The organism is Microbacterium sp. 67-17 (assembly GCF_001898325.1).
GTDB classification, from domain to species: Bacteria; Actinomycetota; Actinomycetes; order Actinomycetales; family Microbacteriaceae; genus Microbacterium; species Microbacterium schleiferi.
Map to the genome: position 1 here is coordinate 1 of NZ_MKTR01000034.1, position 15,225 is coordinate 15,225.

Genomic DNA, 15,225 nt, shown 5'->3' on the forward strand with positions numbered 1-15,225 from the left:
CTTTCTGTGTGAGTTCTTGGTCGTTCTCACTGACCATCGCACGATGGCTCACCCCGTCGCGGTCACGACGCCGCGGGCCCGAAAGACCACCACCCCGCGGGACTCCAGGCGAGGTGCGGTGCCGACCACGGCTTCTCGTACACTTCACCGTCGTTCGACACCACCCTGCAGCTCCCCTCAGCGGTCATCCCAGATATACCGCCGCCGAGCCCAGCCAGGGGCGCGGGCGTCGTCAGAAGGATGATCCTCGCCAGGGGAGGATGTCAGTGTCTCGCGTGGGGCGGTCGGCGAGGATGTGCTCGGCAACGGCGCCGCATCGATGAGTGCTTGCAGTGCCGTGGTGTACTTCTCTCCGGTCGCCTTCATGCGTTCCCTGGCGGCTTGCTGCAGCCGACGGGAGGTTCGCTTCTCAGTTGTCATGACGTCCCTGCTTTCCCGCGGGGGCGGACGGTGATGCCGGCGGCGTGCAGGTGCCGGTTGATGGTCATCTCGCTGCATCCGGCAAGGTGCGCGATCTGTGCCATAGTCCTCCCTTGCGTCTCATAGTGGTCGCGTAGCCAATCGGAATCGAGGGTGAAGGTGGGGGGTCGTCCGCGACGCGACTTGGTGCCCGTGTCGGCGAGGATGCGGCCCACGGTCTGCCGGGACACGTTCACGTCCGCGGCGATCTCGTACGTCGACGCCCCCGCCGCATACGCCCGCGCTAACACATCGGGAGGCATCACGTCCGCGGCCGTTGATCGTGCTGGGCGGCTCCGCGCCCACGCCGCAGGCGCGTCCGGGACACCGTCCGAAGGCTCGGGTGTCCATGTGACGGGCTCATCGATGCCGTTGACGAGAAGGAAGTCCGCGGCGAGCTGGTCGAGTCCCGTCCGCACCGCTGACGGCAGTCCATCGGCGAAGCGGGCGACGGCCGGCGCGGTCACCCCTGCCTGATCCCACTCCGGCGGGATCGAATGGATCGGATTCCCCGACAGTGTCCGGTGCAGGAGCGCCCGGGCCAAACGCCATCGTCGTCCACCCCCAGCCGATACCCCCGCCACCCGGCACACCTCCTGCCACTGGGATTCGAGGAGGATCCCGCTGTAGTCGAGGGCGCGACGTCGGGCGTAGTCAACGGGCACGTCATGCGTATCGAGGAACGCGGCCAGCCGGAGGATCGCGTGCAGGGTGCCCACGTCATGAGAGCTGCGACCGAGGTCACGCATCACATGGGTCACCTGGCGGGCCGGCGCCTGCGGATCGAGCAATGCAAGAGCGGCGGAGTGTGTGAGCCTCGTGCCCGTGAACACCACCGCCGCCGCCAACGCCGACGCCACCACCTCACTGCCGACCCGTTGCGGCGCGTACCGGGTGATCCACTCGCCCCACAACTGTGCCGGTACCTTTCGCGCTCGTTCGACCGGGCTGACCCCTGACGGTGGTGCGGACTGCAGGAACACCGTCGGCCGGCGACGACGCCCCAGCGCGGCCGCGATCAGGGTCTGCAGTTGCGGCGTGTGCGCCGTGTACGACGAACTCTGAGCCAGCCGCCCCTGCAGCAGCGCGGCGACACTGCCCGGCTTCGCCAGTGCGGTGACGGCGAGGGTGGTGCCGACGGCGGCCCCGACGGCAGAATCCGGTCGTGCCCGTACTGCCGTCGTCCAATCCTCGCTCGCCCTAAACAGCGCCACGAGCTCCTCACCAAGCGGACTGATGTCGAGGCGATCGCCGGCGGCAATCGCGTGCCGGGCGGTACGGGACAGCAACCGAGTGTCTTCCAGCACCGCGACCGCCGGCTGCGGCGCCTCCGCATAGATCCCGAACCCTGCCCCGCCGGTGGAAACGATCCGCATCAACGCCCGCTGCGCATCCAGGACCGCCCGCGACACTGGAGTGCGGGTCGGGTCGGCCGTGAGGTCGGCCCGACACCGGTTCGCTTGCGGGCCCCGTCCCGGCCCTTGGACGGGATTGTGGCACCGGCCAGGAACGGGAACAAGCGCGAGCGGGTGGGCACGGTACCGGGCAGGACGATCACACACGGGGCACCGGTCCACGAGCAGGCGGCGGTGGCGAAAACAGGCGAACCCGAACGGGAACTGCCACGACATCCGCCACCGGCCACCCGAATCGACCAGGCACTCCGGGCAGTAGCGTCCCGCGGTCCCCGCCGCCGGGCATTGCGAACTGATCCGCCCCCGCCGGGTGTACCGGATCGCATGGTGCGCGAACCGCATTCTCGTCATCTCCTGGAACTGATCCGCCGGAATGCCCGTCGACGCCTCGAGCCGCGACGCCTGCTCATCAGTCAGCGCGGTGGCCCAACTGTCCGCCATCCACGCGGTCGCCGACACCGCCACACCCTCCTGCTGCTCGATGAGGCCGAGCGCGCAGGCCATCTCGTTCATCGTCGCCCCATAGGTGGCCGCCATCTTCTCCAGCCAAGAGTCGAACGGCTCATCAGGCAGCGGCCGCACCCGAAACGGCAGCACCCGCACCTCATAGGAAATCGTCGACGTCGTGGTCATGCGGCGGCCGCCTCGCCGTCCTGGTTCTTGCGGCGGCGTGCCTGGTGGTTTCGCAGCTGCTGATCCAGCTTCGCCTCAAGCTCGCGGCGCTCCGTCTCCGCGCCCTCATCGATGCGGATGTCGTCGAGCAGTTCCCGATCGATGACCTCCCGCCCTGTGCGGATCGCGCGGGACGCGCCGCGACGGATCAGGTCCATGAGGGATCCGATGTTGCCGGTGGTGCGGGCGAACAGGTACCGGGACAGGTCGACCAGCATCCCGGGGCGAGCACCGGTGAGGACGAGAGCTTGTTCGACGCCGAATAGCAGCCGGTCCCACTCCTCCCTGCCCCTCTTGTGGGTAAGCGTGAAGGGGCTGAGCCCGAGGACGGTCCATCGGCGGAAGGTCTGCGCCATCGCCGCCTCCCGGCCGGTCTCCCCTTCACCCACCAGGCCGCGGGCGCGGAGGGCGACGCCGGCGAACAAGAACGTCGCGTTGTATTCGTTTGCGAGCCACTTCAGCTGGTTGGCGACTTCGACCCCGTCGCGGGTGCGCATGTTCAAGAAGTGCAGGTCGTCAACGATCACCAGCCGGGTGTCATGCCGTTCGATGCACTCCGCCGCCGCCCGGGCCAGGTCCCGGCCGGCCATGGAGCGGTGCAGGATGCCGGCGGTGGCGGGGTGGGCGTAGAAGCCGAGGATCATCATGTGCAGGCCCTTGATCGTCAGCCGCCCCGTCAGCGTCACATGACACACCGGCAGGTGCCGCACGTCCCTGTCCGCGTCCAGCCATCCCCCGGCCTCCGCGATCCGCTGCTGGTGGAACACGCGGCCGAAGTTGTTCACCACGGTCGACTTCCCGAGCGCCGGCGGGGCGTCGATCGCTGCGGCTGACTTCACCCGGTCGGAGTCCTGCAGGTTGGAGTCGAGGATGTCCGCCAGCTGCAGTTCGATGTCCTCTACCTGCCGTGTGCGCAGCAGGATGTTCGCGTGCCACACCCGCCGCTCCAAGTCGTAGACGACGCGATCGCGAGCAGGCAACGACTCCAGCTGGGCGCGCGAGAGCTCCTCAGGGCGAGCGCGGGGAGGCCGTTCGGCGAAGTCTGTCCAGCCCTCGTAGGTGGAGAGGCTCCGTTGGCGGGGCGGCTGCTGCGGGGCGCTCGTCGGGCTGGTCATCGGAGCATCTCCATCGGTTCGAAGTGGTAGTCGCCGCGGATGGTGGGCTCGTCGATGTCGTCCTCGTCGTCATCATCACCGGTCTCGGGCGTGTCGACGCGTCGGCGCGGGTCGCGGACGGAGCCGGTGAGCTCGGTTCCGAGATCAGACGAGGCGGTCAGTTCCGCGTCGAGCATCCGTTGCACGGTGCGTAGCGACCACACCCCGTCCGGGTCCGGTTCCTTGTCGTTCAGCTGTGCGGCCATCCGGGCGCTCATCCGCCGCTCCGATGGCGTCAGACCACGGCCGGCGCCCCAGTCCTCCAGCAGCTGCGCGGCGACGTCGTCAACCTGGGAGGGGCGACCCTGCCGGATTGCGATCTTCTTCGCGTACTCCAACGCGTCCAGGCTGAACGGGGTGTCGAAGCTGCCCTTGTGCTCCCATTCGAGGGTGTGCCAGGTGTGGTCCTCGGGGTCGTGGAAGTAGATTCTGGTGAGGTCGTCGGGGTTGACGAAGAATGGCCACTCCGTACCCTTGTCGCGGTGGATCGACCGGGCCCGGTTGCGGTACTTCGCGACCGACTCGCCGGTGTAGCGGAGTTTGTGGATCTCCACCCCGTAGTGGTTGAACTGCCGCTTCACCACCGGCAGCAGCTCCAGCAGCACGTTCCGGTCGGTGGGCAGACGCAGCTGTCCCGCGACAGCCAGGCCCTGTTCGTATCGTTGCGCGGGGCTGAGCTTTACCCCGGGCAGGTTTGGATCCTCCAACGAACTGTGGGGACGAAGGTGGTAGACGGTGGCTACCCATTCCCGGATGATCTGCTCCAGCTGCGGCACCGTGTAGACGGCCTCTGCTTCGGGGTCCTCGCCGCGTCCGGCGACGTCCGCGCCCTTGTAGCCGGGCAGCTCTTGCAGCAGGTCGTCGAGGGTGCGGAAGAATCGTTCCACGGGGCTCTTGTCGGTGGGCTGGTAGATCCGGGCGGGTTGGATCGAGATCCCCAACCGGGCGCACCCGCTGGTGAGATGCTCCGACAGGTAGGCGGCGCCGTGGTCGACGACCAGCGTCTCCGGCAGGATGCCGGCGCGGGTGAACCGGGACACCTTCGTACGGGTCGGGTCTACCAGCAGCGTGTCGGGCAGACCGTGGTACGGCCAGCGAGCGGACGTGCCCCAATCCGTGGGCGTATCAAACGGTTGCAGCGCCTCCATCAGCACGCCGGCGACGTCGATCGATTTCGTCGAACCCGGCGTGAGCCGCAGTCCGAGGATGCACCGCGAGTACAGGTCCATCGCGATCGTGAGATCCGCTGACACCCATTTCCCGGTCACCGGGGCGACGGCGAACACGTTCAGCGGCGTGGTGTCCATCAGCACGTACTCGCCCGGCCGGACCGCCGACAACCGCCCGTAGGGTGCGGAGGGTCGGTTCGCGGTCGACCGTTTGCGTTTGGTGGGGCCGGTGAATGTGGCCCGGCCTCGATCCAGCTCAGCCAGCGCGTTGTACGCGCTCGCGCGCGAGGGGCGCTTCACTGTCCCCGGGCCGTGGACGCGCTCGGTGCGTGCATTGATCCGGTCGATGATGATCTTCTTGGAGACCTTCGCTTCGGGGGTCTGCTCATCCAGGACCGTCTGCGCGGTAGCGATCCACCGCGGGTCGAACCCGGTCAGCGCGTTTCCGGCTTGGGAGGACCGGTAGTCCATCAGGCCCGCCTCCCCGGACTCCCGGTACTGCGCCACCCAGCGGCGCACGGTCCGTTCGCCCTTCCCGAGTTCGGTCGCCTTCGCCGCAGTCCGCTGTCGCAGACTGTGCTGCGGGTGGTATTCCAGGCGCGGCTCACCCTCCCGCGGGATCTGCGGAGTGCCGGACTTGTATCCGGTGAGCACCTCGCGGACGTGGTCGGCGCGCTCCATGGTGCGTGCCTTCGCGGAGTCGGTAGCGTCCGCCCACAGCACCCCCAGCGGAGTAGCATCCCTTTCCCGCGTGTGGCCAGGGATGTGGGCCTTGCCGCCCTCGGCGGCGGGGCGCAGCACGTCGACCATCCGGAGTCGGCGGTGCCGGCCCGTGCGGTCGCGGATGATCACCGCCCCGTCAGCGATCTCCGCGACCGTGCACGCCTCCCCGTCGTAGACGAAGTCCATCCCAGGTCGCAGCATCCAGCTATCCATCATCATGCTTCCTCTCAAAGTGAGTAGTCGGGGATCGGGTGCCGGGACTCAGGCCGTGTCACGGAGGGATGAGCCGCTCTCCGCCGTCACGCGAAGATGCCGCGCCGGTGGCTGCACGACGCGCGTACCGAGCACTTGCCGCAGGTACTCCTCAACGGCGCGCAGCAGCTGGGCTGCCGCTTCCTTGTCCGCTCTCGGTGACTGCGGGGGCACCGGCAGGGCCACGGGGATGCCCAGCGCCTCGCATGCTCGCGCCGTGTCGGCCTCGCGGTCGCGCTCCGATCTCGTCGACCGCTCCGGGCCAGCCTCCTCGAAGAGCAGGGAGGGAGTGCCAGGTCGAAGGTCGTCTCGTGCGCTCATGTCAGCTCCAATACGCTCGTCGTGCTCAACAGGTGGGACAGGTCCGTGCGCAAACGCTGTGTCCACAGCAGGTGCAGCACGAGGGAACGGGCGAACCGCTGCTCTCCCGCGATCGGAGTCACGGCACGCACCGCTTCCCCGAACGTCACAGCGGCTCCCAGCACGGTCGCCGCGGCATCGACCTGCCCGGGATCGAACTGGAAGCTGCGCCGGTACCCGGCGAGGAACTGCACATTCGCCAGCAGCACCGGATCGGGCTCGGAGCACACCCGGTACTCCCAGCCATGCGCCTCGACCTCCCGCCGCGTCCAGTCCAGCGAGTCCCGCACCGCCGGGACCTGCAGCTTCGCCGCCGGCTTCACATCGACAACGCACACCAACCGGTCTGTGTGCGAGATCAGATAGTCCGGGATGTGCCTGCGGGTCGTGCCGTGATCGTCGCCCTCCATCAGGAACGGCTGGGACAGGATCCAGTCCACTCGCGGGTCGAAGTCGCACAGCAGCAGGTTCGCGTACTCCAGCCGCGACTCGTACCCCACGGGCGCCTGCATCGTCGCGGACCAGTACGAGCCGGAGAAGTGACGCTGCTTGCGGTACCAGCGGAACTCACGCCACGGCACCGCCGCCGCGAACACCCCCAACCGGGCATCCGGCAGCGAAACGACGTCGACGTGATCCTGCATCATACGGATCCGGATCGTCGACGCCACCGCGATCATCCCCGACCCGGCTCCCCGGCCCGCAGCTCACCATCGCCCGTGTCCCCGGTCGGAACCTGACAGCGGTGCGTGCGCATGAACACATGCTGTTGCCCCGCGACCGCGCAGCGGAACTCACCGACGCCACAGAAAGAAGTGAGCAGCTTTGTACTAAATCACTAAACAGCTAATCACTAGTAAATGTCACATTCACTACCAAGCTCGATGTTGCGCCTGTCAGATACACAACAAACCTCCGCCGACCAGTCGGCGGCGTCCGACGCATATGAGACACTCGGAGCATGACGGCGATCCACCCGATTGCCCCCGAAGACTCCAAAGCGCTCTTCGGGAACAGCTACATGCACACCGTGCTGGTCGAGATCACCCGGCACGGCGATGAACCGTTCTCCCCGAAGCAGATCATCGACGCCACCGGACTGCCCGGCGGGATCATCCACCCGCTCATCAAGAGGCTGAAGTCCAGGCATTTCATCGAGTACCTGGGCCGTGTGCCCGGGGAGAAGACCACGCTGTACCAGGTCCGCGACAACCCCTACATGCGCGCCGCCCGCGAGTACGCCGAAGCTGCGCCCGAGATCCCGCAGCATCGAGCCGCCAGCTAACCCACGGCGCCCCGGATCGACCCACAGCTCGGTCGCGACGACCGGTGAGCGACGTGTTCGACGTGCGTCGCGCCACCACGTGCCACCGCTGCCGAATTCGCAAGGTGCGGCGTCCAGAGCACACACTGGTGCGTTCTCCATGTTTCATGAATCTTGAATTTGATCTAGACTGGGTAGGTGCCAACCCTTGCCCGCGCGGCCGAGCTGTCGAAGGCGGTCTTCGGCAGCGAGCACATGCTTTCCGTGATGTGGCAGATCTCGCAGGCACCGGACGCAACGTTCAACGCTCCCGCCATCGAACGGGCCACGGGCCTGGCCGGGAGCATCGTGCACGGCATGCTCGCACGACTCAAACGCGCCGGCCTCATCGAGGTCGTGGGCCATCTCGAGGGAGAACGCACCCTCGCCTACCAGCGTCGCGACCATCTCGTATGGCAGGCGGCATCTCAACTCACGTCCGAGGTGACTGACACCCTGGGCATCGGAGGCCCCTATGACAGCTAGCCCCTCCACGACCGTCGCCGGGACGTCCGGGGTGAGTTGGCAAACCGGTGCCCATCGCGTCCACGTCGACCTCGAGCTTCACCTCCCGGAGATCCAGCGCCGCCGCGCCACAAACGCGGCGGGGTCTGTACAAGACCTGGACACTCTGCGGTTCCTGCTGACGCTCCCCGTCGATCAGCCCACCGCCCTCGCGGGCCTCGATGCGTACGAGCGGCGCCTGGCTCGGCGAGCCGTCCGCTGCGGGTTCGCCGAAGAGCGCGCCGTCGCCCGCAGCCAGTCCACTCTCATCCGAAGAGCGGAGCCTCCCGTGACGGTGCGGCTGATATCGGTGTTCGGCCCGTTCCGTCGCAGCACCCTGCAGTTGGCGACGACATTCGCCCCCTACGGGCGTCGTCGACTCGTCGTCCCCTCTGGACGGCTCGACGAGATATTGTTGCTCGAAGCAACCTTCTACGGTGTCGGCGTTACGGTGGCCGACGCCAACGGCGAGCGGACCGTCGCCGCGTCGGCGCCCTTCCAGCCCGCCCGGTTCACTGGCGCCTCCTGGCTGTTCGCTGAGCGCATCTACGGCCAGGCGCTCAGCTCAGCGACCGCCACCGGGCAAGTGTCGGCGGCATCGAGATCATGACACCCGTGTGCTGGGCGAGCCGAACATGCTCCGCTTCAGCCTCCGCCAGACGCTGATTCCACCACCGTGCCACTTGAGAGGTCCCCATCGAGGTGACGATACCTGCGATCTCGTCCAGCGCGGCCAGATTGTGCAGGTGAGCCCGGAGCCGATCCTCATCGGAGCCGGTGAACGAGTCCACCGCGCGTCCCTCACAGTGGCGACACGGGCACGGCCACGGAGTCGCGCTGGCGAACCACTTCAGGTGCATCTCGCTGGACCGGGCGAATCGCATCAGCTCCGGCATCAGCACGTGCGGCGTGCGATCACCAGGGCGACTCGAGTACGGTCGGCTGCCCGGCACCGGCAGGCGCCGCAGGCTCGGGATCTGCCCGATCACGGCCGCGCGAGCGCCGGACGCGAACGCATCGATGCCAGCGAAGTCCGCCCGCCACGGCACCGCACCCTTCACCTCGCCGAAGAACCGGCGATACGACTCCGGCGCCCCCTTGAGATTCAGAGGATCACCCGCCTTCGCTCCCAGCGCCAACGCCACCGGATGACGGCTCCGCGCGGCGACCGCGATCAACTGCGAGATGTGATCCGGCGTCGACCACTTCTGATGGACGGCCAACGGGAGGATCACGTCGTCGCGGTCGATATTGTCCGCAGCCGCGAGGACCGCCTTAAGCGCCCCCGGGTCTGCGACGTCCACAAACCCCGCTGGGATCACCGCGACCGCCGCGCCTGCATCGCGCTGCGCCTGGAGAGTCTCCTCCACCGTGGGCGCGATGAGCGCATCCACCGGTTCATCGATAATCAACGGGCGCTCGGCCGTCGCCGGAGCGAGCACCGAAGTCGGCTCGATAAGGAAAACCAAATCCTGATGCCGCGCCCGCAGGCGCCAGGCGGTCTGAAGAGCCGTCGGCCCCGACAACACCATGCCGCCGTGTTCCATGTTCACGTGCGGGGCGGTCTGCATCGTCTCACCGCCAGCCATCGTGAACACTCGCCCGCCCAAAGTGCGCTCGACCAGCGTGGCACCGGCGAGCGACTCACGCGTCGTCCGCGAAACCAGAGAGCTGTCGACCACCTCGATGTTGGCCCGATCGGTCATGCTGCGCTCCTCACGTAAAGGTCTTCGAACTCGTCCTGAACCAGGAACGCGTCGCGCGCGAGCTCTGCGACGCTCTCACCCTCATTCAGCCGCTGCTGCACCACCCGGTCGATCAGACCAGGATGTTCCTCGGCGATCGCTACCGGCTCTACGCTCCGATATCCGGCGCGGGAGAGCTCGATGTTCAACTGCCGGTAACGGCCCTCGCTGATCACATCCAGATCCACCGCACGCCGCAGCAGCGCCGCGATCGACACCCGCCACTTCGACTTCAACCGTGCCAAGCCCGGGATCGTCACCGGTGCCGCCGCCAGATCCATGCGCACATCCTGCGCCGGCATCAAGAACTCCGCCGCGAACCGATCCGCCTCAGACTCCTGCGTCTCCGACGGCACCTGATGCATCACCGCGTGCGCAAGCTCATGCGCCAGCGAGAACCGCTGCCGATCCGGCGGAATGTGATCTCCCAGCAGCACCACTGGTCGCTGTCCTTCCGGCCAGCTCACCATCGCATCGATCCGCTCCGACCCCAACGATCGCTTCACCACCACAACCCCGGCATCCTCCAGCGAGCGCACGAGGTCTTCCAGCGGACCGGACGCGATACCGATCGACGCACGCACCTCCTGCGCGATCTCCTCCGGAGTATCGAAGCCATCGGGCGGAAGCGGGTGCCGCACCAGCCGCACCGGCGTGTCTCCCGCGACGAGCCCCGTCACTTGCAAGTGCAGCAATTCCAGTTCTGCCCGCAACCGGTTCGCCACCGACAGGGGCAACGTGGAGCGCTTGCGATGGAACACATACGGCGCCGCTCCCTCATCCACCGGGACCGTCAGCAGCACCGGTGGAACACGCAGCACACCGCTCAGCTTCTCCAGGCGGTCGGGGTCCAACTCCACCAGCCCGGATTCCGCCTTCGACAGCACCGCTTGCGAGATCCCCGTGGCTTCGGACAACGCACCCTGCGTCCACCCACGCGCAACTCGGACCGTGCCGAGCATCACCCGGCCGGTCCGGCGATCAGAAGCAAACTCTGCCATGACTCCCATCTTAGTCAGCGCCTCCGACAATCGCGCGATCCATGTGCAGAAATATTCTCGCGTGTTGGATGTGAACAGCCCACTCTGACCGCGACCCCACGCCAGACCGGGTCGACGGAGATGAGCCGCCCGATCACGTCGATGCCAAATCCATCCACCGCACTTGGCCGAATGGCCAAGTGCGGGCCAAGTTGACACAGAAACGGCCATCTTCACGTGGAACCTACAACTACTACCTGTAGGTTCCAGCTCGAGATGGCATGAAACCCCACGATTCCACGGTAGTTGGCAACGGATTCAGGGCCAGGATTCCACGCGATATGGCACATTCCTACGCATGGCAAAGAGGATCCTGTGTAGCTCTCAAGCGACTGTCGGTGATCGCAAGACGCATGCCCGGCACCTATCACCCGGCAGGATCGCTACAGTGCACGCAGTCGAATCCACCGGTCCATCGTCCGGCAGCTGAACGCAGACCGAATCGCCCATGTACTGGGCGCGTCCTGTGAAGACGGAGTGCGCCCAGTGCCCGCCCTGCAGCCCGCTGCACTGGCCAAGGCGGCCGCCACACTATCGATCGTGGTCGCTGGAGGTGCCAACAACGCGACCGGTGTCGAACTCGGTAGAGCGATACGAAACTCACTCTCAGCGATCAGAGCGCGGAGTCGCCACAATCCGTGCGGCTGAACGACTCGCGAGTCTTGCCGCAGTTGCTAGGTCCTTACCAGCGCTAAGGTGTCCGGCGAGGGTTCCTGCGAAGGCGTCGCCGGCACCGGTCGTGTCGACGACCTGCACCGGGTCGGCAGGCACGAGGATTAGTTCGGATATGTCGCCTACATAGGAACCTTGGGCCCCATTGGTTACGACTACCGATAACGCGTGGGAAGTGAGTTCGTCGGCAAGTTCCCTGAATGTGGCACCGGTGGGCGTTCGCAGTAGCGCCGACGCTTCGGCGGCGTTGACGATGAGGGGATCCGCCGATCGCAGAAGGCTACGAATCGTTTGCGTTGGGGATGCATTGATCAGTCGGTCGAGTGGGCTCGGGTTCAGTATCCAGCGTGCGTTGTTCTGCTTGGCCCAGTGCGCTGTGGCGATGGCCGACTCGAGAGGTACCTCAAGTTGAGAAATGACGATTCGCGGGCGGAGGACTGCGAGGGCGGCAGTCGTATCGTCCGCGGTGAGGCTCTCGTTCGCGCCGGGGATCACCGTGATGCTGTTCTCTGCCCCATCGAACACATGCACGATGGCCACCCCTGAAGCCTCTCGAACGGAGTGGAGGAACCTCGTGTCGACGTGCACTTGATTCAGCGCGCGCCGCAGCTGATCACCTGCCGGGTCGTTCCCGACGGCCCCGACAAGAGCGGTCCGGACGATCGCTGCGGCAGCGACGGCTTGGTTCAGTCCCTTGCCCCCGGGGTAGGTAGATAGTCGCTTCCCCAGGACCGTCTCGCCCGGAGCTGGTGGTCGACGAACATGAACGACGTAGTCGAGGTTCGCGGATCCGACGACTGCCACGTCGGTGCTAGGCAAGCCTTCGATGAGAAACCTCCTATTGGATTGAGTCAACACTCGAAATGTCGAGTGGCTGCGCAAGGGCCTGGCATGGCTGGTGGGTCAGATCGACCGACGGCACTCTACGGGGTCAGCCGCGCCGGCGCTTGTGCACAGCCCCGTCGGCGTTCAGCGCACACGGAAACCTGCGAGGGTGTCGACGAGGAGTCCGGCGAATCTCGCTCGGTCGACGCTTTCCGCGACATGCGCGGACCCGATATGGGGCAGTACTTGGGACCCTCCGCCGAAGATGGTTCCTTGCGGGTCCCAACGGATCGGTCGTCCGCGCGCCACCGGATCGGCCAGGACGACGTCCACGGATGCGGTCTTCCAGGTGACCAGGCTCGGGTCGATGAGGCTGGCGATGACGAGGGGGTCATGCAGGTAGCAGCCGCCGAGCCCGAACCGGGAATCGGTATACCTCATCCAGGGCGAGGTCGTGGCCTTGAGGAATGCCTGCAGCGGGTCGTCCTCATCGAGCAGCTCGAGCTGCTGATGGGTGAGCAACGTCGTCGATGTGACATCGAAGGGGATCAGGGACAGGTCTGCCCCTGATGTCATGACGATGTGCGCGGCGTCCGGGTCGTATCCGAAGTTGAGCTCTTGCGGCAAGCTGTCCTGAAGGAACGCTCCGCCCATGACGGCGATGTGTTTGACGGCGCGAACGAATCCCGGATCGCGGCGGATCGCGGCGGCGATGTTGGTCAGAGGCCCCAATGCTGCGATCGTGATCTGACCCGGTGATGCCTTCACCGTGTCCACGAGGAAATCGACAGCCGTTCGAGTCGTTGTGTGCCCGGTGGGTGCGAGGAAGATGGAGCCGCCGTACTCGCTCTTCCAGGCCGTCGCGTCGCGCCTGTCGTCGAGCAGCGGCCTCCAGACCGTGTCGTCCCCGCCGGGAGGGTCGTCAGCGCCGACGAAGATCGGCGTATGCGTCTTCGCAAGAGATACGAGCTCCGCCGCGGATGCATAGCCGAGTTCCCGTGGCGTGTTCCCTGCGACGATCGTTATTCCGTCCACGTGCACGTCAGGGTGTGCGAGCGCAAGGGCTAGCGCGAGCCCGTCGTCCACGTCGGAGAACGGGACCCCGCTGCCCGGATCGCAGTCGATGATGAGATGGTGACGAAGGGTCATTCTTTCGTTCCGCTGGAGGCGAGGGAGTTGGTGAACTGCCGCTGGAAGACGAGAAGGAGAATCAGGGGCAGGGCGGCGGTAAGCAGTGCGCCGGCGAACATAGCGCCGAAGTCGATCTCCGCCTCACCGGCCAGGTCGGCGATCGCGATCGGGGCGACTTTCATCGTGGGGCTGGGGGCGATGATCAACGGCCAGAGGAACGACTGCCATTGAAAGACGAACAGGATCAGTCCCGCCCCCACGAGCGACGGGCGCGACAGCGGCAGGTAGATCGTCCAGAACACTCTGAGCCACGACGCGCCGTCGATGCGGGCGGCTTCGGACAATGACGGAGGTATCCCGAGAAAGAACTGTCGTAGGAGAAAGATCGCGAGCCCGTTGCCGATGCCCGGCAGGATCAGGCCCGCGTAGGTGTTCGCAAGACCCAGGTCACGGAACATCGAGGACAGCGGGATGGCAACCGCTTCGAACGGGATCAGGAAGCTCAATACCAGTGCCACGAACAGCGCGTTCTTGAGCGGAAAGTCGAACACTGCGAGCCCGAATGCTGCGAGCGACGCCACAGTCAGCCCGATCACGACAGTCACGGTCGTGACTATCACGCTGTTGAGTAGCGCGGGCAGAAAGGTACCCGACAAGAGAGTGGCATAGTTCTCGAGCGTGAGTTCTTTCGGCCAGAACGTGTGGACGGAGAGCGGGCTGAGGTACTGGAAGATCTCGCTTCCGGGGCGGAAGGACGAGATGAACGTATAGAAGAGGGGCAGCAGCGACACCGCGACGATGGGGAGCACAGCCAGCAGCAGCCACCGGCCGTATCGCCGTTCTCTGGCCGTCGAGACATCGAGGGTCATATCAGTCCTTCCCTGGGAGGAGGCGGAATTGGATGCCGACCACCACGACGACGATGAGCACCAGGATCGTGGTGGCAGCGGATGCTGCGGGCAGATCGCCGATCTGGTAGGCGCGTTCAAAGATCGTGTTCATGATGAGGTTGGTGGAACCCTCGGGGCCTCCTCGAGTGAGCTGCCGGACCGGCGCGAACACGAGGAAGTTCGCGACCGTGTCGGCCACGAGCACGAACAGAAGCGGGCGGCGCAGCCCTGGCAGCGTGATATTCGTGAATCTCCGCCATGGACCGGCGCCGTCCAGTTGGGCCGCCTCGTACAGCGTCTCGGGAATGTCTTTGATGCCCGCGACGAGGAACGTCATCCAGTATCCGACGCCGACCCAGCTGCAGATGATAACGATGGACCACAGCGCCATGTCCGGGCTGGTGAGCCACGGGACGGCCGGAAGACCGAGTGCGACGAGCACACTGTTGAACGGGCCGTCGGGTCGGAAGAGCACGCCCCAGATGATCGCGGAGACGATCTGCGGGACCGCGACGGGAAGCAAGATGAACGTGCGCCAGAGGCCGACCAGGGGGACTGTCTGCGTCAGGAGCACGGCGAGAAGCAGCGCCAGGGCGATCTGGAGCGGGTTGATGACGACGGAAAAGAGGAGGGTCACCTTCAGCGATCCGATGAAGGTCGGATCACTGAAAAGCCGTTCGAATGTTCCGAAGCTGACATCCCCGCTTCGGCTAGTGAAGGAGCCGACCAGCGCCTCCACGGCAGGCCAGAGGCGGAGCAAGACGACTCCGACGACCGCGGGCGCCAGAAAGGCCAGGGCGGTCAGCGCGGACCGGCGTGTTCGGGTCCGTGAACGGGATGTGACGGTCCGGGTGACGGACATGTGCTGCTCTCCTCAGAGGGGTGGGGTCGGCTCAGCGGCCGACCCCACC

At 66.3% G+C, this 15,225-nt stretch carries 14 protein-coding genes; 3 read left to right on the forward strand and 11 right to left on the reverse strand.

Annotated elements, in window-relative coordinates:
• Positions 1-416: 416 nt before the first annotated feature.
• Genes BGO47_RS13135 through BGO47_RS13155 form a run of 5 tightly spaced genes read right to left on the reverse strand, consistent with a single transcriptional unit; the run spans position 417 to position 6,875 of the window.
• Positions 417-2,507 carry a TniQ family protein gene (locus BGO47_RS13135; RefSeq protein WP_138174602.1) on the reverse strand — a complete coding sequence of 697 codons (2,091 nt, stop codon included), beginning with the start codon at positions 2,505-2,507 and terminating at the stop codon, positions 417-419.
• Positions 2,504-3,661, reverse strand: coding sequence for a TniB family NTP-binding protein (locus tag BGO47_RS13140; RefSeq protein WP_138174604.1), 1,158 nt, complete (start codon positions 3,659-3,661; stop codon positions 2,504-2,506). The genes BGO47_RS13135 and BGO47_RS13140 overlap by 4 nt, the downstream gene beginning before the upstream one ends.
• Complete coding sequence (locus tag BGO47_RS13145; protein WP_292712592.1) at positions 3,658-5,808, reverse strand: integrase; 2,151 nt, start codon at positions 5,806-5,808, stop codon at positions 3,658-3,660. The genes BGO47_RS13140 and BGO47_RS13145 overlap by 4 nt, the downstream gene beginning before the upstream one ends.
• Before the next feature lie 45 nt (positions 5,809-5,853).
• A complete protein-coding gene (locus tag BGO47_RS13150) occupies positions 5,854-6,165 on the reverse strand; it encodes a hypothetical protein (RefSeq protein ID WP_138174608.1) in 312 nt (103 codons plus the stop codon).
• Positions 6,162-6,875: a TnsA-like heteromeric transposase endonuclease subunit gene (locus tag BGO47_RS13155; RefSeq protein WP_212743498.1), complete on the reverse strand. Its 714-nt coding sequence runs from the start codon at positions 6,873-6,875 to the stop codon at positions 6,162-6,164. Before BGO47_RS13155 ends, BGO47_RS13150 begins: the two co-directional genes overlap by 4 nt.
• Before the next feature lie 290 nt (positions 6,876-7,165).
• Between BGO47_RS13155 and BGO47_RS13160 the strand changes: the two genes are divergently transcribed.
• The 3 genes from BGO47_RS13160 to BGO47_RS13170 all read left to right on the forward strand — a co-directional run bounded on the left by BGO47_RS13160 (position 7,166) and on the right by BGO47_RS13170 (position 8,621).
• Positions 7,166-7,489, forward strand: a complete 324-nt coding sequence (locus BGO47_RS13160) for a hypothetical protein (RefSeq protein WP_138174610.1) — start codon at positions 7,166-7,168, stop codon at positions 7,487-7,489.
• 177 nt (positions 7,490-7,666) lie between these two features.
• On the forward strand, positions 7,667-7,993 hold the full coding sequence (locus BGO47_RS13165; RefSeq protein WP_138174612.1) for a helix-turn-helix domain-containing protein: 327 nt from the start codon (positions 7,667-7,669) through the stop codon (positions 7,991-7,993).
• Positions 7,983-8,621, forward strand: a complete 639-nt coding sequence (locus BGO47_RS13170; protein ID WP_171024261.1) for a hypothetical protein — start codon at positions 7,983-7,985, stop codon at positions 8,619-8,621. The genes BGO47_RS13165 and BGO47_RS13170 overlap by 11 nt, the downstream gene beginning before the upstream one ends.
• On the opposite strand, the gene BGO47_RS13175 is transcribed toward BGO47_RS13170, so the two are convergent.
• From BGO47_RS13175 to BGO47_RS13200, 6 genes are all read right to left on the reverse strand, one after another.
• On the reverse strand, positions 8,572-9,717 hold the full coding sequence (locus BGO47_RS13175; protein ID WP_138174616.1) for a hypothetical protein: 1,146 nt from the start codon (positions 9,715-9,717) through the stop codon (positions 8,572-8,574). The genes BGO47_RS13170 and BGO47_RS13175 overlap by 50 nt on opposite strands.
• A complete protein-coding gene (locus tag BGO47_RS13180) occupies positions 9,714-10,787 on the reverse strand; it encodes an ImmA/IrrE family metallo-endopeptidase (RefSeq protein WP_228179189.1) in 1,074 nt (357 codons plus the stop codon). The genes BGO47_RS13175 and BGO47_RS13180 overlap by 4 nt, the downstream gene beginning before the upstream one ends.
• Positions 10,788-11,402: 615 nt before the next feature.
• A complete protein-coding gene (locus BGO47_RS13185; RefSeq protein ID WP_212742812.1) occupies positions 11,403-12,326 on the reverse strand; it encodes a ribokinase in 924 nt (307 codons plus the stop codon).
• Between the two features lie 111 nt (positions 12,327-12,437).
• Entirely contained in the window at positions 12,438-13,442 is a 1,005-nt protein-coding gene (locus BGO47_RS13190; RefSeq protein ID WP_137878347.1) for a nucleoside hydrolase, read from the reverse strand.
• Positions 13,439-14,293: a carbohydrate ABC transporter permease gene (locus tag BGO47_RS13195; protein ID WP_137878348.1), complete on the reverse strand. Its 855-nt coding sequence runs from the start codon at positions 14,291-14,293 to the stop codon at positions 13,439-13,441. Before BGO47_RS13195 ends, BGO47_RS13190 begins: the two co-directional genes overlap by 4 nt.
• Position 14,294: 1 nt before the next feature.
• Positions 14,295-15,176 (reverse strand): sugar ABC transporter permease, encoded by an 882-nt coding sequence (locus tag BGO47_RS13200; RefSeq protein WP_137878349.1) that lies wholly within the window; start codon positions 15,174-15,176, stop codon positions 14,295-14,297.
• Positions 15,177-15,225: the final 49 nt, after the last annotated feature.

Bases quoted from the DNA above. Each gene is read 5' to 3' on its own strand.
- BGO47_RS13135 (WP_138174602.1), bottom strand. From the start codon at position 2,507: ATGACCACGACGTCGACGATTTCCTATGAGGTGCGGGTGCTGCCGTTT.
- BGO47_RS13140 (WP_138174604.1), bottom strand. From the start codon at position 3,661: ATGACCAGCCCGACGAGCGCCCCGCAGCAGCCGCCCCGCCAACGGAGC.
- BGO47_RS13145 (WP_292712592.1), bottom strand. From the start codon at position 5,808: ATGATGGATAGCTGGATGCTGCGACCTGGGATGGACTTCGTCTACGAC.
- BGO47_RS13150 (WP_138174608.1), bottom strand. From the start codon at position 6,165: ATGAGCGCACGAGACGACCTTCGACCTGGCACTCCCTCCCTGCTCTTC.
- BGO47_RS13160 (WP_138174610.1), top strand. From the start codon at position 7,166: ATGACGGCGATCCACCCGATTGCCCCCGAAGACTCCAAAGCGCTCTTC.
- BGO47_RS13170 (WP_171024261.1), top strand. From the start codon at position 7,983: ATGACAGCTAGCCCCTCCACGACCGTCGCCGGGACGTCCGGGGTGAGT.
- BGO47_RS13175 (WP_138174616.1), bottom strand. From the start codon at position 9,717: ATGACCGATCGGGCCAACATCGAGGTGGTCGACAGCTCTCTGGTTTCG.
- BGO47_RS13190 (WP_137878347.1), bottom strand. From the start codon at position 13,442: ATGACCCTTCGTCACCATCTCATCATCGACTGCGATCCGGGCAGCGGG.
- BGO47_RS13195 (WP_137878348.1), bottom strand. From the start codon at position 14,293: ATGACCCTCGATGTCTCGACGGCCAGAGAACGGCGATACGGCCGGTGG.
- BGO47_RS13200 (WP_137878349.1), bottom strand. From the start codon at position 15,176: ATGTCCGTCACCCGGACCGTCACATCCCGTTCACGGACCCGAACACGC.